This window comes from Pseudomonas fluorescens group sp. (genome assembly GCF_020093335.1).
GTDB lineage: Bacteria > Pseudomonadota > Gammaproteobacteria > Pseudomonadales > Pseudomonadaceae > Aquipseudomonas > Aquipseudomonas petroselini.
Window position 1 is genome coordinate 1 of sequence record NZ_JAIOKW010000057.1, and the last position, 23,826, is coordinate 23,826.

At 64.7% G+C, this 23,826-nt stretch carries 4 protein-coding genes; 2 read left to right on the top strand and 2 right to left on the bottom strand.

Annotated elements, in window-relative coordinates:
• Positions 1-42: 42 nt before the first annotated feature.
• Both K7431_RS29320 and K7431_RS29325 read right to left on the bottom strand, forming a co-directional pair.
• Positions 43-408, bottom strand: coding sequence for a type II toxin-antitoxin system HicB family antitoxin (locus K7431_RS29320; protein ID WP_012723745.1), 366 nt, complete (start codon positions 406-408; stop codon positions 43-45).
• Positions 405-656: a type II toxin-antitoxin system HicA family toxin gene (locus tag K7431_RS29325; protein WP_012723746.1), complete on the bottom strand. Its 252-nt coding sequence runs from the start codon at positions 654-656 to the stop codon at positions 405-407. Before K7431_RS29325 ends, K7431_RS29320 begins: the two co-directional genes overlap by 4 nt.
• Before the next feature lie 209 nt (positions 657-865).
• Between K7431_RS29325 and K7431_RS29330 the strand changes: the two genes are divergently transcribed.
• Both K7431_RS29330 and K7431_RS29335 read left to right on the top strand, forming a co-directional pair.
• The gene (locus K7431_RS29330; RefSeq protein WP_043205221.1) at positions 866-14,905 is read left to right on the top strand and encodes a non-ribosomal peptide synthase/polyketide synthase; all 14,040 of its coding nucleotides are present in this window, start codon (positions 866-868) and stop codon (positions 14,903-14,905) included.
• A gap of 3 nt (positions 14,906-14,908) precedes the next feature.
• A partial coding sequence (locus K7431_RS29335; RefSeq protein WP_224316761.1) for a non-ribosomal peptide synthetase occupies positions 14,909-23,826 on the top strand: 8,918 nt, incomplete at its 3' end.

Here is a 23,826-nt window from a genome sequence, read left to right on the forward strand (position 1 = left end):
GTGCTGGGGGCCGCGGTGCTGGGGTATCGGCGGTTGGGATAATCAGCCTATCGCTGGGCAAGCGTCTGCACTGTGGTGTTGCAGAAAATCGCTCAAGGCTTGGCGAGTCAGGTCATTAAGGGTCACTTTCTTGCGGGTCGCCGCCAGGGCCGCCGCCAAGTGCAGGTCATGGCCGACCCGGACATTGAACGAACCCTTGCAAGGCTTCTCCGGTGTGTGGCCCAGGGACTGGCACGTAGTGAGGTAGTCGTCCACCGCCTCCCGGAATGCGGCGTCCAGTTCTGCGACGGTTTTTGCTTCGTAGCTCACCAGCGCCTTGATGAACAGAATCTTGCCGAACAGGCAGTTGTCTTCGAGGCTGGCTTCGATAGAGCCGATGTAGCCTTTGTGTTTCAGTTGATTGTTCACTGAATCAGTTCTCCTGACTTCAATTGCTCGATGATCTGGCGCCGAATGTAGTGTTTCAGTTCGTTGCCAGGGTGAGGCTTGTGCAAGGTGATCATTGCACTGGGGTCACCGATGTCGAACTTGACGCGGCTTCCAGCCCCTTCAATCTGTGTGTAGCCCAGTCGACGCAGCAGCGTGACGAGTTCGGGCCAGGTAAATGCCATGTGCTCATTGAGCAGTTTGGCGAGCCGCTTTTCATTTTTGGACACGGCGCTCTCTGCGTGTAACTAAACGTAGTTGCAAAAAGTGGTGTTCGTCAATGCTAGCCCGACTTTGTGCGGTCTTCCTGAGTTTGATGTAACCCTTGATGACACCTCGCCCTGCGCCTCCCATCCCCCGCTAATTTTTCCCTCTCCGGTTCGTTTTATAGGGACGACGTGCCTTTGTGCTTCCTGCCTATTGCTCCGGACTCCAAGAAATGAATGCTGAAGACTCCTTGAAACTTGCTCGCCGGTTTATCGGGTTGCCCCTGGAAAAGCGCCAACTGTTCCTGCAGGCCTTGCAGAAAGAAGGCGTGGACTTTTCCCGGTTTCCGATTCCGGCAGGGGTGCAAGTGGAGGATCGCCAAGCGCTGTCCTACGCGCAGCAGCGCATGTGGTTTCTCTGGCAATTGGACCCGGCCAGCGGGGCCTACAACCTGCCGGGTGCCGTGCGGCTCAAGGGGGCGTTGAGCCTGGATGCGCTGGAGCAGGCGTTTGCCAGCCTGGTCGCGCGCCACGAAACCCTGCGCACCGTGTTCCAGCGCCAGGCGGATGAACGCCTGTTGCAGGTGGCGGCCGACACGTCGTTGACTGTCGAGCAACTCGATCTGAGCCATCTGGCCCTCGCCGAGCGTGAAGAGGCCGTCAACGCCGCTGCGACCCGTCAATCGCTGCTGCCGTTCGACCTGGAAAACGGCCCGCTGCTGCGCGTGCAACTGCTCAAGCTCGACGCCCTGGAGCACGTGTTGCTGCTGACCCTGCACCACATCGTCTCCGACGGCTGGTCGATGAACGTGCTGATCGACGAGTTCATCCGCTGCTACGACGCCCATGAGCGCAGCCAAGCCCCACAATTGCCGGCCTTGCCGATCCAGTACAGCGACTACGCCCTGTGGCAGCGCCGCTGGCTCGAAGCTGGCGAGCAGGCGCGTCAGTTGGAGTACTGGCAGGCGCGCCTGGGTGATGAGCACCCGGTGCTGGAGCTGCCCACCGACCGCCCACGCCCGGCCATGCCGAGCTATCAGGGCTCGCGCCATGATTTTGCGATCGACCCGCAGCTGGCCGCGCAATTGCGCACCTGTGCGCAAAAGCACAACGTCACCCTGTTTATGCTGTTGCTCGGTGCCTTCAACGTGCTGCTGCATCGTTACACCGGGCAGGGCGATATCCGCGTCGGCGTGCCGATCGCCAACCGCAACCGCACGGAAGTCGAAGGCCTGATCGGCTTTTTCGTCAACACCCAAGTTCTGCGCACCGAGCTCACCGGGCAAACCCGTATCACTGAGCTGCTGCAAAGCATCAAGGAACACGCACTGGGCGCCCAGGCCCATCAGGAGTTGCCGTTCGAGCGGCTGGTGGAAGCGCTCAAGGTCGAGCGCAGCCTGAGCCATACGCCGTTGTTCCAAGTCATGTACAACCACCAGCCGGTGGTGGCCGACATTGCTGGCGTCAGCACCGCCTCCGGCCTGGAGCTGGCGCTGGTGGAGTGGCAAGGCCGTACCACCCAGTTCGACCTGACCCTCGACACCTATGAAAAATCCGGCACCCTGCACGCCGCGCTGACCTACGCCAATGACCTGTTCGACGCGCCGACCATCGCACGCATGGCCGGGCACTGGATCAGCCTGTTGCAGGCCATGGTTGCCGAGGGTGAGCAGCGCATCGGCGAGTTGCCGATGGTGGCCGCAGATGAACAGCAATTGCTGGTCCACGCGTGGAACCAGACCGCCGAGGTGTACCCGACCGAGCGCGGCATTCACCACCTGATCGAAGACCAGGTGCAAGCCACCCCTGGTGCGCCGGCACTGGTATTCGGTGCAACCACGCTGACCTACGCCCAACTGGACGCGCGCGCCAACCAACTGGCCCACGCCTTGCGCGAGCAGGGTGTGGGTCCGGACGTGCTGGTGGGGATCTGCGTCGAGCGCTCCGTCGAAATGGTGGTCGGCCTGCTGGCGATTCTCAAGGCGGGCGGTGCCTATGTCCCGCTCGACCCCGAATACCCGCAGGAACGCCTGGCCTACATGATCGAGGACAGCGACATTCAGTTGCTGCTCAGCCAGCAACGCTTGTTGCCGTTGCTGCCTGTCGATGGCATCCAGGTGATGGCTTTGGACCGCCCCGCCAGCTGGCTCGATGGCCACAGCACTGAGGCGCCGAAGGTCAGCCTGCACGCGCTGAACCTCGCTTACGTGATCTACACCTCCGGATCCACCGGCAAGCCCAAGGGCGCCGGCAACAGCCATCGCGCACTGGTCAACCGCCTGTGCTGGATGCAGCAGGCCTATGGCCTGGACGCCAGTGATGCGGTGTTGCAGAAAACCCCGTTCAGCTTCGACGTCTCGGTGTGGGAGTTCTTCTGGCCGCTGATGACCGGCGCGCGCCTGGTGGTGGCGGCCCCCGGTGAACACCGTGAGCCGGCGCGGCTGATCGAGACCATCGGGCAGCATGGCATCACCACCTTGCACTTCGTGCCGTCGATGCTCCAGGCGTTTATCCATGAGCCCGGTGTGCAGGCCTGCGCCAGCCTCAGGCGCATCGTGTGCAGCGGCGAAGCCTTGCCACTGGATGCGCAGCTGCAGGTGTTCGCCAAGTTGCCACAGACCGGTCTGTTCAACCTCTATGGGCCAACCGAGGCCGCCATCGACGTGACCCACTGGACCTGCGTCGACGAAGGCGCCGACAGCGTGCCCATCGGCCGGCCCATCGCCAACCTCGGCACCTACGTGCTCGACGCCCAGCTCAACCCGGTGCCTGCCGGCGTCAGCGGCGAGCTGTACCTGGGCGGCACTGGCCTGGCACGCAGTTACCATCGACGCCCGGCCCTGACTGCCGAGCGTTTTGTGCCGAGCCCCTTCGGTGATGGCGCGCGTCTGTATCGCACCGGCGACCGCGTACGCCAGCGCGCCGACGGGGTGATCGAATACCTGGGGCGCCTCGATCATCAGGTCAAGCTGCGTGGCCTGCGTATCGAACTGGGCGAGATCGAGACACGTCTGATGCAACACCCCTCGGTGCGCGAAGCCGTGGTGCTGGTGCAGGGCGGCAAGCAACTGGTGGCGTACCTGGTGCTGGAGAACCCCGCGCCGGTCGACCTCAAAGCCTGGCTGCTCAGCAGCCTGCCCGAGTACATGGTACCCAGCCATATGGTGCCCCTGGCCAAGCTGCCCGTGACCGCCAACGGCAAGCTCGACCGCAAGGCCTTGCCATTGCCGGATGCCACGCCACAGCAGGCCTTTGTCGCTCCGGAAAACGACCTGCAGAAAGCCGTCGCGGCGATCTGGAGCGATGTGCTGGGTGTGGAACCGGTCGGCCTGGACGACAACTTCTTCGAACTGGGCGGCGATTCGATCATCTCCATCCAGGTGGTCAGCCGTGCCCGCCAGGCGGGTATTCTCCTCAGCCCACGGGACCTGTTCCAGTACCAGAGCGTGCGCAGTCTGGCGCGGGTGGCGACCTTCGAGCAGGCGACGGCTATCGATCAGGGGCCGGTGACCGGCGAAGTGATCCTCACGCCCGTGCAACACAGCTTTTTCGAGCAGGCGATCCCGGCGCGTCAGCACTGGAACCAGTCGTTGCTGCTGACCCCGCGTGAACCCCTTGAGCCCGCGCGCCTTGAGGCCGCCTTGACCCGGTTGGTCAACCACCACGACGCCCTGCGCCTGCGTTTTGTGCAGCAGGCAGGCGGTTGGCGGCAAGCTCACGCCGAGCCGGTTGCCACTGCTTCGTTGTGGCAGTCTCACGTCGCTGACGAGGCCGAGTTGGCCGCACTGTGCGACGAGGCGCAACGCAGTCTCGACCTCGAACAGGGCCCGCTGCTGCGCGCGGTCCTGGCCATGATGGCCGACGGCACCCAGCGCCTGCTGCTGGTGGTGCATCACCTGGCGGTGGACGGCGTGTCGTGGCGCATCCTGCTCGAAGACCTGCAACAGGCTTACCGTAACGCTGCGTTGCCGGCCAAGACCAGCGCCTACCAACTGTGGGCGCAGCAGTTGCAGCGCCATGCGCAGACGCTGGGCGAGCAACTGCCGTACTGGCAGGCCCAGACCGCGAGTGCCGATCTGCCGTGCGACAACCCCCAGGGCGGCCTGCAAAATCACCTGGGCAACACGCTCGAAGTCCGCCTCAGTGCCGAACACACCCGGCAACTGCTGCAAGACGCCCCGGCGGCCTACCGCACCCAGGTCAACGACCTGCTGCTGACTGCGTTGGTGCGGGTCATCAGCCGCTGGAGCGAGCAGCCCGCCGCGCTGATCCAACTGGAAGGCCATGGCCGCGAAGACCTGTTCGACACGGTTGACCTGAGCCGCACCGTCGGTTGGTTCACCAGCCTGTTCCCCGTGCGCCTGCACGCCGATGGCGAGCTGTCGGCGGCGATCAAATCGGTGAAGGAGCAACTGCGCGCCGTGCCGCACAAAGGCATTGGTTACGGCCTGCTGCGCTACCTCGGCACCCCTGACGCCCGCGAAGCGTTGTCGGCTTTGGCCGCGCCACGCATCACCTTCAACTACCTGGGCCAGTTCGACCGCCAGTTCAACGAGTCGGCGCTGTTCGTCCCGTCCACCCAGGGCAGTGGCCAGGCCCAGGACCCGCAGGCGCCGCTGGCCAACTGGCTGACCGTGGAAGGGCAGGTGTATGGCGGTGAACTGGCCTTGCAGTGGGGGTTCAGCCGCGAGATGTTCGAGGTGTCGACGGTCCAGCGCCTGGCCGATGACTACACGGCGGAACTCCAGGCCCTGATCGAACACTGTTGCGCCACGCCGGCGGGGCAGGTCACGCCTTCGGACTTCCCGCTGGCACGCCTGACCCAGCAGCAACTGGATGGCTTGCCCATCGCCGGGCCGGCGATTGCCGATCTCTACCCGTTGTCGCCCATGCAGCAGGGCATGTTGTTCCACACCCTCTATGAACCTGAGGCCGAGGCTTACATCAACCAGTTGCGCCTGGACATCGAAGGCTTGGACCTGCTGGCGTTCGGCCGTGCCTGGCAAGCCGCGCTGGACCGCCATGACATCCTGCGCAGCAGCTTCCACTGGCTCGGCCTGGACAGCGCGCACCAGGTGATCCAGCGCCAGGTCGATGTGCAGTTGCACGTGATCGAAGACATCGACGCCGATTGCGATGCGCTTGCCGTGGCCGAGCGCGAGAAAGGTTTCGCACTGAATGCAGCGCCGCTGTTTCGCTTGATGCTGGTACGCGGTGCCGGTACGGCCTGGCACCTGATCTTCACCAGCCACCACATCCTCATGGACGGCTGGAGTAATGCCCAGTTGCTCGGTGAAGTCATCGCTCATTACGCCGGGCACGCCGTGCCGGCGCCGCTGGGGCAGTTCCGCGATTACCTGGGCTGGCTGCAACAGCAAGCCTCGGGCGAGGCGTTCTGGAAAGCCACCCTGGCACCGTTGCAAACGCCAACCTTGCTGGCGCAGGCGCTGCGTGTACCGGCCGAAGGCAAAGGCATGGCTGAGCATCAGGTGCTGCTGGGCGACGACTTCACGCGTGCCCTCGGCGAGTTTGCCCGCCGCCACAAAGTCACCCTCAACACTGTGCTTCAAGGCGCCTGGAGCCTGTTGCTGCAGCGCTATACCGGGCAGGACTGCGTGGCCTTTGGTGCCACGGTGGCGGGGCGCTCGGCACCGTTGCCGGGGATCGAACAGCAACTGGGCCTGTTCATCAACACGCTGCCCATTGTCAGCGCGGCCTCGCCTGCGCTGTCGGTGGCCGGCTGGCTGAGCGAACTGCAAGCCCTCAACCTGAGCCTGCGCGACCACGAACATGTGCCGCTCTACGACATCCAGGGCTGGGCGGGGCAGCAGGGCACTGCGCTGTTCGACACCTTGCTGGTGTTCGAAAACTTCCCGGTGGCCGAAGCCTTGAAACAAGGTGCGCCCGCCGGCCTGACCTTCGGCCGCCTGCACAACCATGAGCAGACCCACTATCCGCTGACGCTGGGGATCGAGTTGGGCGCCAGCCTGCGCCTGGAGTTCGGCTACGACCAGGCCCGATTCAGCGCGCAACAGGTCGCTCGACTGAGCGGCAACCTGCGTCACCTGCTGGTGCAGATGCTCGCAGACGCGCAGGCACCGCTTGGCAACCTGCGCCTGCTCGACGCCGCCACTCGCCGCGACGTGCTCGCCCATAGCCGGGCGCCCGGTGCCGCCCCGCGCCAGCTGCGCGTGCACGAACGTATCGCCGCCCAAGCGGCCGCCACGCCTGACGCGCTGGCGGTACAAGCGGGCGACGCGTGCCTGAGCTACGCACAGCTGAACGACCGCGCCAACCGTCTTGCCCATCGCCTGCTGGCGCTGGGTGTTGGCCCAGGCCAGCGCGTCGGCCTGGCAGCGCGACGTGGCCCGCAGTTGATCGTCAGCCTGCTGGCGGTGCTCAAAAGTGGCGCCGCCTATGTGCCGCTGGACCCGAACTATCCGACCGAACGCCTGGCCTACATGCTGGCGGACAGCCGCCTGGACCTGCTGCTCAGCGAAACCGGGCTGCTGGCCGACCTGCTACTGCCCCAAGGGCTGGTGCGTTTGGACTTCACCGCGGCCGGTGCAGAGTTGGCTGATTACCCGTCGACCCATCCAGCCAACCAGGCCGCCGCTGCCGACCTGGCCTATGTGATCTACACCTCCGGCTCCACCGGGTTGCCCAAGGGGGTGGCCATCGACCATGCCGCCCTCAGCCAGTTCTGCGACAGCGCCGAGGCTTACAGCCGCTTGAGTGCTGCTGATCGCGTGCTGCAATTCGCGACCTTCAGCTTTGACGGCTTCGTCGAGCAATGCTACCCGCCGCTGTGTGTGGGCGCGGCGTTGATCATGCGCGGTGATGAGCTGTGGGATGCCGGGCAACTGGCCCGCGAAATTGTCGAGCAGGGCGTGACCCTGGCGGACTTGCCGGCTGCGTACTGGTATCTGCTCGCCAAGGAATGCGCCGTCGACCGACGCACCCTGGGCAACCTGCGCCAGGTCCACGTGGGGGGCGAGGCGATGTCGGTGGAAGGGCTGCGCGCCTGGCACGCCGCCGGCCTGGGTGGCGTGCGCCTGGTCAACACCTACGGGCCCACCGAGGCCACCGTCGTGTCCAGCGTGCACGACTGCCAGTGGGCGGACGCCAGCGATGCGTTTGGCGTGCCGATTGGCCGGGCCATCGCAGGCCGTGCCTTGTACGTGCTGGACAGTGGTTTCGAGCTGTTGGCCACCGAGGGCGTCGGCGAGCTGTGCATCGGCGCCGAGCACGGCCTGGCGCAACGCTATTTTGACCGCCCGGCGTTGACCGCCGAGCGCTTCCTGCCGGACCCGTTCTCCGCCGTGCCGGGTGCACGGCTCTACCGCAGTGGCGACCTGGCCCGTTACAACGAGGCGGGTGCGCTGGAGTATGTCGGGCGTATCGACCATCAAGTGAAAATTCGCGGTTTCCGCGTGGAAATGGGCGAGATCGAAGCCAGCCTGCAAGCCTTGCCGTCGTTGCGTGAAGCGGCGGTCATCGCGCAATCGAGCGCGACGGGTACGCAATTGGTGGCGTACGTGGTGCCCGTCACGGGGCAGACGCTGGACCCGCAAGCATTGGCGGCCACCTTGCGCCAGTCCCTGCCGGACTACATGGTGCCGGGGCACTGGGTCATCCTCGAGGCCTTGCCGTTGAACAACAACGGCAAGCTTGACCGTCGCGCACTGCCGGCGCCGGACCTGAATCAAGCGCGCCAGGCCTACCTGGCGCCGCAAAATCCCCTGCAGGCGCGATTGGCCTCCATCTGGCAAGCGGTGTTGCAAGTGGAACAGGTGGGGCTCAACGACCACTTCTTCGAACGTGGCGGCCATTCGTTGCTGGCGACCCAAGTGGTCTCGCGGGTGCGTCATGACCTGAAGCTGGAAGTGCCGTTGCGCACACTGTTCGAACAACCGACGCTGGAAGCGTTCGCAGCCGCTTGCGCCGGGTTGCAGACCGCCAGGGCGCTGCCGTTGGTGGCGGTGACGCGGGACCAGCCGCTGGCGCTGTCGTTCGCCCAGGAGCGTCAATGGTTCCTCTGGCAACTGGACCCGACCAGCGCGGCTTACCACGTGCCGAGTGCGCTGCATCTGCGCGGCCGCTTGGACGTCGCGGCGCTGGAGCAGGCGTTCCAGGCCCTGGTGCAGCGCCATGAGCCACTGCGCACCACCTTTGTGGAAGAGGGCGAGCACACCTGGCAAGTGATTCATCCGCGCCTGGCGATGCCGATCGAACACCAGCGGGTCGCGGCCTCGGCGATCGAACACGCGGTGGCGCAGGAAATCCAGCGCCCGTTCGACCTGGTCAATGGCCCGCTGATGCGCGTCAATTTGCTGGAGGTCGAGGCCGAGCACCATGTGCTGGTGATCACCCAGCACCACATCATCTCCGACGGCTGGTCGATGCAAGTCATGGTCGACGAGCTGGTGGCGCTCTATCAGGGCCAGTCTCCGTTGCCTACGCTGCCGATCCAGTACGTCGACTATGCCCAGTGGCAACGTGATTGGATGGCGGCCGGCGAAAAGCAGCGGCAGCTCGACTACTGGCGCACCCGTCTGGGCACTGAGCATCCGGTGTTTGAGCTGCCGCTGGATCACCCGCGGCCGGCGCTGCAAAGCCATCGTGGCGCACGCCGCCAAGTCCAGCTCGACAACGCGCTGGTCACTGAGCTCAAGGCCCTGGCCCAGCGTCAGGAGGTGACCCTGTTCGTCGTGCTGCTGGCGTCGTTCCAGACCTTGCTGCATCGCTACAGCGGCCAGTCCCGGATCCGCGTCGGCGTACCGATCGCCAACCGTAATCGCCTGGAAACCGAGCGTCTGCTGGGCTTCTTCGTCAATACCCAGGTGCTGCAAGCCGACGTGCACGGGCAGATGGCCTTCGACCAACTGCTCGCCCAGGTCAAGCAGCAGGCCCTGGACGCCCAGGCGCATCAGGACCTGCCGTTCGAACAACTGGTCGAAGCCCTGCAACCGGAGCGCAGCCTCAGCCATAACCCGCTGTTCCAGGTGATGTTCAACCACCAGGACAGCCTGCGTGCAGCCCCGCTGCAGTTGCCGGGCCTGGACCTGCAAGCGGTGGATTGGGCCGGGCACAGCACCCAGTTCGACCTGAACCTGGAAACCGAAGAGTCCGCCGAAGGCCTGTGGGCGTCCCTGACCTACGCCACCGACCTGTTCGATGCCACGACCGTCGAGCGCTTGGCCGAGCACTGGCAAAACCTGTTGCGCGCCGTGGTGCACGATGCATCCCAGGCTGTGGATGAGCTGGCGATGCTCAGCGCGCCGCAATGGCAACAGATGGTCGAGGCTTGGAATGACACGTCGGTTGATTACCCCCGCGAGCGTTGCGTGCACCGGCTGTTCGAGGCCCAGGCCCTGGCACAACCGGACGCGCTGGCGCTGCAGTTCAATGGCCAGGCCCTCAGCTACGGCGAACTCAACCGTCGCGCCAACCGCCTGGCCCATCGCCTGATCGCGGCGGGCGTAGGGCCGGACGTACTGGTGGCGGTGCATGTCGAGCGTTCGCTGGACATGGTGATCGGCCTGTTGGCGACCCTCAAGGCGGGTGGTGCCTACGTGCCGCTCGACCCGCAATTCCCGGCGGACCGCCTGGCCTTCATGCTTGAAGACAGCCGTGCGCGAGTGTTGCTGACCCAGCCGCACCTGGATGGCAGCCTGGCGCACTCGCAGGGTGTGCAGGTGCTGATGGTCGAAGCGGATGACAACGCCGCCGAGCACAACCCGCAGGTCAACGTCACGCCGGAACACCTGGCCTACGTGATCTACACCTCCGGCTCCACCGGCAAGCCCAAGGGTGTGATGGTGCGCCACCAGGCGCTGTGTAGCTTCACCTGCGGCATGGCTGGCACCCTGGACATCGGTGCTGACGCCCGCGTGTTGTCGCTGACCACCTTCTCGTTCGACATCTTTGCCCTGGAGTTGTACGTGCCGCTGACGGTCGGCGCCACCGTGCTGCTGAGTGGTCAGGAACTGGCCCTCGACCCCGAAGCCATCATCGACCTGGTGCACAGCCAATCCGCCAACGTCCTGCAAGCCACGCCGTCGACCTGGCGCATGCTGCTGGAAAGCCCGCGCGCCCAACGGCTGCGTGGTATCAAAAGCCTGTGCGGCGGCGAAGCACTGCCGTCGGACCTGGCCCAGCGCCTGCTCGACCTGCAGGGCCCGCTGTGGAACCTCTATGGCCCGACGGAAACCACTATCTGGTCGGCGGCCCATCGTCTGCACGAGGCCCAGCCTTTTGTCGGGCGGCCTATCGCCAATACCGCGTTGTTCATCCTCAATGCCGGCTTGACCCCAAGTCCGGTGGGCGCGGCCGGTGAGTTGCTGATCGGCGGCGTCGGCCTGGCGCGCGGTTACCACGAGCGCCCGGCGCTGACCGCCGAGCGTTTTGTGCCCAACCCGTACGGTGCGCCGGGCGAGCGCCTGTACCGCACCGGCGACCTGGCCCGCTACCGCGACGACGGTGTGGTGGAGTACATCGGCCGGGTCGACCATCAGGTCAAGGTACGTGGGTTCCGCATCGAGCTGGGTGAAATCGAAGCCTGCCTGCGCGAGCAGGCCGGTATACGCGAAGCCGTGGTCCTGGCCGACAACGACCGCTTGATCGCCTACCTGGTGAGTTCCGCGCCCGACGCGCCGGAGGTCTACAAGGCGGTCCTGCGCGAGCGCCTGCCGGACTACATGGTGCCGGCGCACCTGATGTTCCTCGACAGCCTGCCCCTGACCCCCAATGGCAAGCTCGATCGCAAGGCATTGCCGGCGGTGGACGCGGCGCTGTTGCGCACAGGTCATGTGGCGCCCGTGACGCCGCGTGAACAGCAGGTCGCGGCCATCTGGGCCGACGTGCTGGACCTGCCGCAGGTCGGTCTCGATGACCACTTCTTCGAACTGGGCGGGCATTCGCTGCTGGCCACGCGGGTGGTCTCGCGGGTTCGCCAGGCACTGGCGCTGGAAGTGGCGCTCAAGACCCTGTTCGAACACCCGCTGCTGGGTGACTTCGTGCAGGCCCTGGGCGAGGAGGGCGTGGTTGCGCCGGCCTTGCTCAAGGCTGACCGCCGCCAACCGCTGCCGCTGTCCTACGCCCAGGAGCGCCAATGGTTCCTCTGGCAACTGGACCCACACAGCACCGCGTACCACATCCCCAGCGCCTTGCGTTTGCGAGGGCCGCTTGACCTCGGTGCGCTGCAACGCAGTTTCGATACCTTGCTGGCGCGCCATGAAAGCCTGCGCACCCATGTGCGCCAGGACGCCGCCGCTACCGTGCAGGTGATTGAGGACTCGGGCCTGATCGAAATCGACCTGGCCGACACCGATGAAGCCAGCCTCAAGACCCGGATCGCTGAGGTGGTCGCGCAGCCATTCGAGCTGCTGCGCGGGCCGCTGCTGCGGGTCAACCTGCTGCGCCTGGCGGCTGATGATCATGTGCTGGTGCTGGTGCAGCACCACATCGTCTCCGATGGCTGGTCGATGCAACTGATGGTTGAGGAACTGGTGCAGCTGTACGCCGCCTTCAGCCAAGGCCACATGCCAGACTTGCCAGCCTTGCCGATCCAGTACGCCGACTACGCCCTGTGGCAGCGCAACTGGATGGAGGCCGGCGAGAAGGCCCGCCAACTGGCGTACTGGCAGGCCCAGTTGGGTGGCGTGCAGCCGGTGCTGGAGTTGCCTTTCGACTACCTGCGCCCCGCGGTACAAAGTCACCGTGGCGCACGCCTGGGCATTGAGTTGCAACCGCAGCTCCTGGCCGGTTTGCGCCGCTTGGCGCAAGGCGCCGGTGTGACGTTGCCGATGGTGCTGCTGGCGTCCTACCAGGCGTTGCTGCACCGCTACAGCGGCCAGGAAGACGTGCGCGTCGGCGTGCCGATTGCCAACCGCAATCGCCTGGAAACCGAGGGGCTGATCGGCTTCTTCGTCAACACCCAGGTACTCAAGGCCGATATCCACGGGCAGATGAGCGTCGTGCAACTGCTGCAACAGGTACGCCAGCGTTCCCTGGAGGCCCAGGCCCACCAGGACCTGCCGTTCGAGCAACTGGTAGAAGCCCTGCAACCCGAGCGCAGCATGAGCCTGAGCCCGCTGTTCCAGGTGCTGTTCAACCATCGCGTGACCTCGGCAGCCAATCACCTGCAGCGCCTCACCGAACTTGATGTCGAGGTGCTGAGCTGGGATGAAGGCGTTGCCCAGTTCGACCTGGCACTGGATGTGGAGGAAAGCCAGGCGACCCTGCGTGCCTCCCTGAACTACGCCACCGACCTGTTTGCGCCCGCCACGATTGAACGCATGGCCGGCCACTGGCAGAACCTGTTGCAGGCGATGGTAGCCGACCAACAGCAACCCATCAGCCAACTCAACCTGCTGGGCCAGGACGAGCAACAACACATTCTTCAGCTGTGGGACCAGACCGACGCCGGCTTCTCGGCCAAGCGCATGGTCCACGAATTAGTCGCCGACCGCGCCCGGGAAAACCCGGAGGCAGTTGCGGTGAAATTCGACGCACAAACCCTGAGCTATGGCGAGCTGGACCGCCAGGCCAACCGCCTGGCCCATGCATTGATCGCCCGTGGCGTCGGCCCCGAAGTGCGCGTGGCGATTGCCATGCCACGCAGCGCCGAGATCATGGTGGCGTTCCTCGCGGTGATGAAAGCCGGTGGTGTCTACGTGCCGCTGGACATCGAATACCCGCGTGACCGCCTGCTGTACATGATGGAGGACAGCCGCGCGCAGCTGCTACTGACCCACACCCGTGCCTTGCAGCAACTGCCGATCCCCGACGGCCTTGATAGCCTGGCGATTGATCGTACCGAGGAATGGACAGGCTTCAGCGACACGGCGCCGCAGGTGAAACTGGACGGCGACAACCTCGCCTACGTGATCTATACCTCCGGCTCCACCGGCATGCCCAAAGGCGTGGCGGTGTCCCACGGCCCGTTGGTGGCGCACATCATTGCCACCGGCGAACGTTATGAAACGTCGCCGGCCGATTGCGAACTGCACTTCATGTCGTTCGCGTTCGACGGCTCCCATGAAGGCTGGATGCACCCGCTGATCAACGGTGCCAGCGTGCTGATTCGCGATGACAGCCTGTGGCTGCCGGAATACACCTACCAGCAAATGCATCGCCATCACGTGACCATGGCCGTGTTTCCGCCGGTGTACCTGCAGCAGCTGGCCGAACATGCCGAACGCGACGGTAACCCGCCGAAGGTTCGTGTGTACTGCTTCGGCGGTGATGCCGTGGCCCAGGCCAGCTATGACCTGGCGTGGCGCGCACTCAAGCCGACTTACCTGTTCAACGGCTATGGCCCGACCGAAACCGTGGTCACGCCGTTGCTGTGGAAAGCGCGCAAGGGCGATCCGTGCGGTGCCGTCTACGCACCGATCGGCACACTGCTGGGCAACCGCAGCGGCTACGTATTGGACGTGCAACTCAACCTGCAACCCATCGGCGTAGCCGGTGAGTTGTACCTGGGCGGCGAGGGCGTGGCCCGGGGTTACCTGGAGCGTCCGGCCCTGACCGCCGAGCGCTTCGTGCCGGACCCGTTCGGCAAGCCCGGCAGCCGGGTGTATCGCAGCGGCGACCTGACCCGTGGCCGTCCGGATGGCGTGGTGGATTACCTCGGCCGTGTCGACCATCAGGTGAAAATCCGTGGCTTCCGTATTGAGCTGGGCGAGATCGAAGCGCGTCTGCGCGAACAGGACAATGTCGGTGAAACCGTGGTGGTGGCCCAGGAAGGCCCGACCGGCAAACAACTGGTCGCCTACGTGGTACCGGCAGACACCCACCTGGCCGATGAAGCCGAGTTCCGCGACAGCCTGCGCCGCGCGCTGAAAACCCACCTGCCGGACTACATGGTGCCGACGCACTTCATGTTCCTGGCGCACATGCCGCTGACCCCCAACGGCAAACTCGACCGCAAGGGCTTGCCCGAACCGGATGCGAGCCTGTTGCAACAGGCCTATGTGGCCCCCGAAACCGAGCTGGAGCAGCAGGTCGCCGCGATCTGGGCCGACGTGCTGCGCCTGCCGCAGGTGGGCCTGAACGACAACTTCTTCGAAGTGGGCGGCCATTCCCTGCTGGCGATCCAGATCACCTCGCGGGTCCAGGCCGAACTGGGCCTGGAAGTGCCCTTGCTGGAAGTGTTCCAGACCGAAACGCTGCGCGCCTATGTCCAGGCCGCCGCCACCTTCCGCGCCGGCAGCGCGGAAGATTTTGATGATCTTCGTGACTTTTTGAGCGAACTAGAGGCGATTTGACCCATGCTTTCCAACCCTAATATCGATCTGGTTTCGCGCTTTCTCCGCCTGCCTCTGGAACAGCGCCAGCAGTTTTACCAGCGCCTGCAAAGCCGGGGCATGAGCTTCGCCCAACTGCCGATTGCCTCGATCCGTGAGGACGGCCAGAGTCTGCCGTTGTCCTACGCCCAGGAGCGCCAGTGGTTTCTCTGGCAACTGGACCCGGACAGCGCCACTTATCATATTCCCGGCGCACTGCGTCTGCAGGGCCGACTGGACCTGGCGGCCCTGCAACGCGCGTTCGACAGCCTGCTGGCCCGCCATGAAAGCCTGCGCACACGCCTGGTACAGGACGGCGAGCGCCTGCTGCAAAACGTAGCGCCCGAGGCGCGCATCGAGATACACCAGGACGTTGCCGACGAACACCAATTGATGGCGCGCATCGAAGCCGAGATAGCCCGGCCTTTCGATTTGCAGGCGGGGCCGTTGTTGCGCGTGACCTTGCTGCAACTGGCCGAAGACGAGCACGTGCTGGTGATGGTGCAGCACCACATCATTTCCGATGGCTGGTCGATGCAGGTCATGGTCGAGGAACTGGTGCAGTTCTACGCCGCGCACAGCCAAGGCCAGGAGGTGCAATTGCCGGGCTTGCCGATCCACTACGCCGACTACGCGCTGTGGCAGCGCAGCTGGATGGACGCCGGGGAGAAGGCCCGTCAACTGGCCTACTGGCAGGAGCTGCTGGGCGGTGAGCAACCGGTGCTGGAATTACCCCTCGACCATCCGCGCCCGGCGCAGCAAAGCCATCGCGGCGCCAGCTTGCAGGTGCATCTGCCGGCGGCCCTGGTGGCCGGTATCAAGCGCCTGGCCCAGCAAGAGGGCGTGACCCCGTTCATGCTGTTGCTGGCCTCGTTCCAGACCCTGCTGTTTCGCTACAGCGGCCAGTCGGACATCCGCATCGGCGTGCCGAACGCCAACCGCAACCGCGTGGAAACCGAGCGGCTGATCGGCTTTTTCGTCAACACCCAAGTGCTCAAGGCCGACCTTGACGGGCAGATGAGCTTCGCCGAACTGCTGCAACAGGCCAAGCGCCGCGCCCTGGAAGCCCAGGCGCACCAAGACTTGCCGTTTGAACAATTGGTGGTGGCGCTGCAACCTGAACGCAGCCTGAGCCATAACCCGCTGTTCCAAGTGATGTTCAACCACCAGACCGACGCCCAGGGCGGGCGCGATGGCCAGCAATTGCCTGGCTTGCGGGTGGCGGAGCTGGATTGGGAGAGCCAGACCACGCATTTCGACCTGAGCCTGGACACCCATGAGTCCGCCGAAGGCCTCTGGGCGGCGCTGACCTACGCCACCGACCTGTTCGAAAGCGCAACCATCGAACGCTTGGCGCAGCATTGGCAGAACCTGCTCCAGGCGGCAGTGAGTGCACCACGCAGCCGTCTTTGCGCGCTGTCGATGCTCGATGCACCCGAACAACAGCGGATGCTCAAGGACTGGAATGCCCCCGCCACCGTCGCCGCACCGCATGCCGTGCACCAGTTGTTCGAGGCGCAGGCCCGCGAACATCCGGCGCGCCAGGCACTGGCCTTGGATGAGCAAACGCTCAGCTACGGTGAACTGAACCGCCAGGCCAATCGCCTGGCGCACTACTTGATCGCCCAGGGCGTAGGCCCGGAAGTGCTGGTGGGGATCGCGGTCGAGCGCTCCTTTGCCATGGTGGTCAGCCTGTTGGCCGTGCTCAAGGCGGGTGGCGCCTACGTGCCGCTTGACCCTGAATACCCGCGTGAGCGCCTGGTGCATATGCTCGATGACAGTGGTGTGCGACTGGTGTTGACCCAATCCCACCTGCGCGACCGCTTGCCATTGCCGGCCGATCTGACGGCGCTGGACATCAACCTGGCCGACGCGCAGTTGGCGCAGTGTGCCGAGCACAACCCGCCTACCGCGTTCGAGCCCCGCAGCCTGGCATATGTCATCTACACCTCCGGCTCCACCGGCAAGCCAAAAGGCGTTGCCATCAGCCATGCGGCATTGAGCGAATTCGCCGGTATCGCGGCCGAGTATTCGCGCCTGGTCGCGGACGACCGTGTACTGCAGTTCGCGACCCTGAACTTCGATGGTTTTGTCGAGCAGCTGTACCCGGCTCTGACCCTGGGCGCGACGGTCGTGTTGCGCGGGCCGCAGTTGTGGGACGGCGCTGAGCTGTACCGGCAGATTATCGATCAAGGTATCACCCTGGCCGACTTGCCCACCGCCTATTGGAAACTGTTCCTGCAGGATTGCCTGGCCGCGGGGCCACGGCCCTATGGCGCATTGCGCCAGGTGCATATCGGCGGCGAAGCGATGCCGCTGGATGGCCCGGTGCTGTGGCGGCGCGCGGGGCTGGGGCATGTACGCCTGCTCAACACCTACGGGCCGACCGAGGCCACGGTGGTGTCCAGCGTGCTCGATTGCAGCGATGACAACGCCGTGATTGGCGCCACTGCCAGCCCGATTGGCCGCGCGTTGCCGGGGCGTGGCCTGTATGTGTTGGACCGTGACCTTAACCTGTTGCCGGTTGGCGCCGTGGGGGAGCTGTACATTGCCAGTGCCAGTGGCTTGGCCCGTGATTACCTGCAACGCCCGAGCCTGACCGCCGAACGTTTTGTCGCCGACCCGTTCAGCCCCCAGGGCGAGCGTCTTTACCGCACCGGTGACCTGGCGCGTTATCGCGCCGACGGGGTGATCGAATACGTCGGTCGCGTCGACCATCAGGTCAAAATCCGCGGTTTCCGAATCGAGTTGGGTGAGATCGAAGCGCTGCTGTTGGCCCAGGAGGCCGTGCGCGAAGCCTTCCTGCTGGCGGCCGACAACCAGTTGGTGGCCTACCTTGTGCCGGCCCAGCCGTTGTCCGCCGCCGAGCATGCGGCGGCGGGCGAAACGCTCAAGGCCACCTTGCGTGAGCAACTGCCCGATTACATGGTGCCTGCGCACCTGATCTTCCTCGACCGCATGCCGTTGAACCCCAACGGCAAGCTTGACCGCCAGGCGCTGCCCAAACCCGATGGCAGCGCGGTGCAACAGGCCTGGCAGGCACCGGTTACGCCACTGCAACAGCAGGTTGCGGCGATCTGGGCCGATATTCTTGGCGTCGAGCGTGTGGGCCTGACCCACCACTTCTTCGAACTGGGCGGGCATTCGCTGCTGGCCATGCAGGTGGTCTCGCGCATTCGCCAGGCATTGCAGCGCGAAGTGCCGCTCAAATTGCTGTTCGAGCAGCCGCGCCTGGAGGGGTTTGTCGCCGCACTGACCGCCCAGGCCCCAGGCGCGCCGACCGCGCCCGCGCTGTTGCCGGTAGGGCGGGACCAGCCGTTGCCGCTGTCCTACGCCCAGGAGCGCCAGTGGTTTTTATGGCAGCTGGAGCCGCAAAGCGCCGCGTACCACATCCCAAGCGCCTTGCGTTTGAAAGGGCAGCTTGATCTGGGTGCACTGCAACGCAGTTTCGATACCTTGCTGGCCCGGCATGAAAGCCTGCGCACCCATTTGCGCCAGGAGCGCGACCGCACGGTTCAAATCATTTCACCGCAGCTGTCGTTGCAGATAGCGCACGCCGAGGTGCAGGAAGCGCAGCTCAAGGCGCGGGTCGAGGCCGAAATAGCCCAACCCTTCAATCTGGAACAAGGGCCTTTGCTGCGGGTTTCGTTGCTACGCATCGCCGCAGATGAACATGTATTGGTATTGGTGCAGCATCACATCGTGTCCGATGGCTGGTCGATGCAACTGATGGTTGAAGAGCTGGTGCAACTGTATGCGGCCTACAGCCAGGGACAGGTGTTGCAATGGCCGGCGCTGCCGATTCAGTACGCCGACTACGCCGTATGGCAGCGCAACTGGATGGAGGCGGGCGAGAAGGCCCGTCAACTGGCGTATTGGCGCGACATGCTCGGCGGTGAGCAGAGCGTGTTGGCGTTGCCGTTCGATCACCCACGTCCGGCTGTGCAAAGCCATCGTGGCGCGCGCCTGGCATTCGAACTGCCCGGCGCGTTGACCCAAGGCCTCAAGGCCCTGGCCAAGCAGCAGGACGTGACCTTGTTCATGCTGCTATTGGCCTCGTTCCAGACCTTGCTGCATCGCTACAGTGGCCAGGAAGAGATCCGTGTCGGGGTGCCGATCGCCAACCGCAATCGCAGCGAGACCGAGCGTCTGATCGGCTTCTTCGTCAACACCCAGGTGCTCAAGGCCGATCTCCACGGCCAGATGAGCGTCGAGCAACTGTTGCAACAGGCCCGGCAACGGGCGCTGGACGCCCAGGCCCACCAGGACCTGCCCTTCGAACAACTGGTGGAAGCGCTGCAACCCGAGCGCAGCCTGAGCCACAACCCGTTGTTCCAAGTGATGTTCAACCACCAGACCGACGTGGGCCAGGCTCAGGTTCAGCAGCAACTGCCGAATCTTTCGGTAGAAGGGCTGGAATGGGAAAGCAAGACGGCGCATTTCGACCTGGACCTGGATATCCAGGAATCCACCGAAGGTATCTGGGCCACGCTCGGCTATGCCCAGGACCTGTTTGAGGCCAGTACCGTGCAACGCATGGCGCGACACTGGCAGAACCTGTTGCAAGGCATGGTTGCCGACCCACGGCAGAATCTCAGCCAATTAAACCTGCTGGACAACGCCGAACGGCAACAGATTCTTCAACTGTGGAACCAGAGCGACGCCGGCTTCTCGGCCAAGCGCCTGGTGCACGAGTTGGTGGCCGACCGCGCCGGGGAAACCCCCGAGGCGGTGGCGGTGAAATTTGGCGAGCAACAGCTGACTTACGGCGAGCTGGACCGCCAGGCCAACCGCCTGGCCCATGCATTGATCGCCCGTGGCGTCGGCCCCGAAGTGCGCGTGGCGATTGCCATGCCACGCAGCGCCGAGATCATGGTGGCGTTCCTGGCAGTGATGAAAGCCGGTGGCGTCTACGTGCCGCTGGACATCGAATACCCGCGTGACCGCCTGCTGTACATGATGCAGGACAGCCGCGCCCGATTGCTGTTGACCCATTCGGCGGTGCAACAGCGCTTGCCGATTCCAGACGGCCTGGAAGCCCTTGCCGTGGACCAGGCGCAAGCCTGGTCCGCTGACGACGACACCGCACCCGAGGTGGCGCTGGACGGCGACAACCTGGCCTACGTGATCTACACCTCCGGCTCCACCGGCATGCCCAAAGGCGTGGCGGTGTCCCACGGCCCGTTGGTGGCGCACATCATTGCCACCGGCGAGCGTTATGAAACGTCGCCGGCCGATTGCGAACTGCACTTCATGTCGTTCGCCTTCGACGGCTCCCACGAAGGCTGGATGCACCCACTGATCAACGGCGCGAGCGTGCTGATTCGCGATGACAGCCTGTGGCTGCCGGAGTACACCTACCAGCAGATGCATCGCCATCACGTGACCATGGCCGTGTTTCCGCCGGTGTACCTGCAGCAGCTGGCCGAACATGCCGAACGCGACGGTAACCCGCCGAAGGTTCGTGTGTACTGCTTCGGCGGTGATGCCGTGGCCCAGGCCAGCTATGACCTGGCGTGGCGTGCACTCAAGCCGACCTACCTGTTCAACGGCTACGGCCCGACCGAAACCGTGGTCACGCCGTTGCTGTGGAAAGCCCGCCGTGGTGACCCGTGCGGTGCCGTCTACGCGCCGATCGGCACACTGCTGGGCAATCGCAGCGGCTACGTATTGGACGCGCAACTCAACCTGCAACCCATCGGCGTAGCCGGTGAGTTGTACCTGGGCGGCGAGGGCGTGGCCCGGGGTTACCTGGAGCGTCCGGCCCTGACCGCCGAGCGCTTCGTACCGGACCCGTTCGGCAAGCCCGGCAGCCGCGTGTATCGCAGCGGCGACTTGACCCGTGGCCGTCCGGATGGCGTGGTGGATTACCTCGGCCGTGTCGACCATCAGGTGAAAATCCGTGGCTTCCGTATTGAGCTGGGCGAGATCGAAGCGCGCCTGCGCGAGCAGGACAGTGTCGGCGAAACCGTGGTGGTGGCCCAGGAAGGGCCGAGCGGCAAGCAACTGGTCGCCTATGTGGTGCCGCTGGATCCGTTGCTCGTCGACGACGCCGTGGCGCAGTCGACCTGCCGCGAAGCCTTGCGCCGCGCCCTGAAAACCCGCTTGCCGGACTATATGGTGCCCACGCACCTGATGTTCCTTGAGCGCATGCCGCTGACGCCGAACGGCAAGCTCGACCGCAAGGGCCTGCCGCGCCCGGATGTCAGACAGATGCAGCAGGTGTACGTGGCGCCACAGAGTGAGCTGGAGCAGAAGATCGCGGCGATCTGGTCCGACGTGCTGCGTCTGCCACGTGTCGGTTTGCACGATAACTTTTTCGAATTGGGCGGTGACTCGATCATCTCGATCCAGGTGGTCAGCCGTGCCCGCCAGGCCGGTGTGCGCTTCACGCCCAAGGATCTGTTCCAGCACCAGACGGTCCAGAGCCTGGCGGCCGTGGCCCGGGAAGGCGAGGGCGCGGTGGTGCTGGATCAGTCGGCATTGACCGGCGAGTTGTTGTTGCTGCCTGTCCAGCAGGCGTTTTTTGCCGATGACATTCCCCAGCGTCACCACTGGAACCAGTCGGTGGTGCTACAGCCACACCAGGCGTTACAGGCGCCGCTGCTGGTGGCTGCGCTGCAGGCCTTGATCGTGCATCACGACGCCCTGCGCATCGGTTTCGTCCAGGGCGCGGCAGGCTGGAGCGCGGCGTATCGCGGGCCGCAGCAGCATCAGGCCCAGCAGGTCCTGTGGCAGACCACCTTGAATGCGGTCGAAGAGTTGGAGGCTCTGGGTGAGGAAGCCCAGCGCAGCCTCGACCTGAGCGAAGGGCCGCTGCTGCGTGCAGTGCTCGTCGACCTGGCCGACGGCTCCCAGCGCTTGCTGCTGGTGATTCATCACTTGGTGGTGGACGGTGTGTCCTGGCGCATCCTGCTGGAAGACCTGCAAACGGCTTACCGCCAGCTTGCCCAAGGTGCCACGGTCGTGTTGCCCGCCAAGACCAGCGCGACCCGGGCCTGGGCCGAGCGTCTGCAAACCTATGCACGCAGCGCCGCACTGGCGCAGGAACTGGCCTGGTGGCAGACGCAGTTGCAAGGCAGCCCCACCGGCCTGCCGGGGGCCGATCCACAGGCCAGCGTGAGCAACCGGCATGCGCTGAGCGTGACCACCCATCTGGATCAGGCCTTCACACGGCGTCTGTTGCAGGACGCCCCCAGTGCTTACCGCACCCAGATCAATGACCTGTTGCTGACCGCACTGGCGCGCGTCGTTGTGCGCTGGACCGGTGACGCGTCGATGTTGATCCGCCTGGAAGGCCACGGTCGTGAAGACCTGTTTGACGAGATCGACCTGACCCGTACCGTCGGCTGGTTCACCAGCCTCTACCCGGTGAAGCTGGTGCCGACCGATTCGCTGGCCGGCTCCCTCAAGCAGATCAAGGAGCAGTTGCGTGCGATTCCCGACAAGGGCCTGGGCTTTGGTGCCCTGCGTTACCTGGGGAATGCCGAGGCTCAACAGGCCCTGAGTGAACTGCCGCGCCCACGCATCACCTTCAACTACCTGGGGCAATTCGACGGCAGTTTTGACGGCGGCGAACAAGAAGGCTTGTTCGTCCCCTCCGGTGATGGCAGTGGTGCCGAACAGAGTGCCGAGGCACCGCTGGGCAACTGGTTGGAAATCAACGGCCAGGTCTACGCCGGCGAATTGAAGTTGAACTGGAGCTTCAGCCAGCAGATGTTCGATGAGGCGACCGTACAACGCCTGGCGGATGACTACGCCGCGGAACTCAAGGCGTTGATCGAGCACTGTGGTGTCAACCAGGGTGTCACGCCTTCGGACTTCCCGCTGGCGCGCTTGTCCCAGGCGCAACTGGACAGCTTGCCGGTGACGGTGGCTGACATCGAAGACGTTTACCCGCTGTCGCCGATGCAGCAAGGCATGCTGTTCCAATCGCTGTACGGCGAAGGCTCGGGTGACTACATCAACCAGATGCGCATCGATGTCGAGGGTCTGGATGTACCGCGCTTCCGCCAGGCTTGGCAGGCGGCGGTCGACAGCCATGAGATCCTGCGCAGCGGTTTTCTCTGGCAGACCGAGCTTGAGCAGCCGTTACAGGTGGTCTACAAGCAGATGCGCATGCCGTTCACCGAGCTGGACTGGCAAGATCGGCCCGGCAGCAGTGCGGCACTCGATAGCCTGGCCGAGTCCGCGCGGGCCCAGGGGTTCGTGCTGGAACAGGCGCCGTTGCTGAGCCTGACGGTGGTCCGTACGGGGGCGTCCCGTTATCACTTGATCTACACCAACCACCACATCTTGATGGACGGCTGGAGTGGTTCGCAGTTGTTTGGCGAGGTGTTGCAACATTACGCCGGTGAACCGCTGCGTGCGCCCATCGGGCGTTACCGCGATTACATTGCCTGGCTGCAGGCACAGGACAAGTCGGTCAGCGAGGCATTCTGGAAAGAGCAACTGCTCAACCTGCAAGAACCAACCCGCCTGGCCCGTGGCCTACAGGCTGCGCACAGCGAGGCGCTGGCCGTCAACGGCGAGCATCGTCTGAACCTCGACGCCAGCCAGACCGCTCAGCTCAAGGCCTTCGCCCAGCGCAATAAAGTCACCCTCAATACGCTGGTGCAAAGCGCCTGGCTGCTGCTGTTGCAGCATCACACCGGGCAGTCCACCGTGGCGTTCGGCGCCACCGTGGCAGGCCGTCCGGCGCAATTGCGCGGTATCGAACAACAGGTCGGTCTGTTCATCAACACCTTGCCCGTCGTGGCCACGCCGGATGCACAGATGACGGTCAGCCAGTGGCTGCAGCAGATCCAGGCGCAGAACGTGCGCTTGCGTGAGCAGGAGCATACGCCGCTGTTCGAGATCCAGCGTTGGGCCGGGCTGGGTGGCTGTCTCTTATACACAGCTGA

Excerpts from the sequence above, each read along its gene's own strand:
- K7431_RS29330 (WP_043205221.1), top strand. The coding sequence starts at position 866 with ATGAATGCTGAAGACTCCTTGAAACTTGCTCGCCGGTTTATCGGGTTG.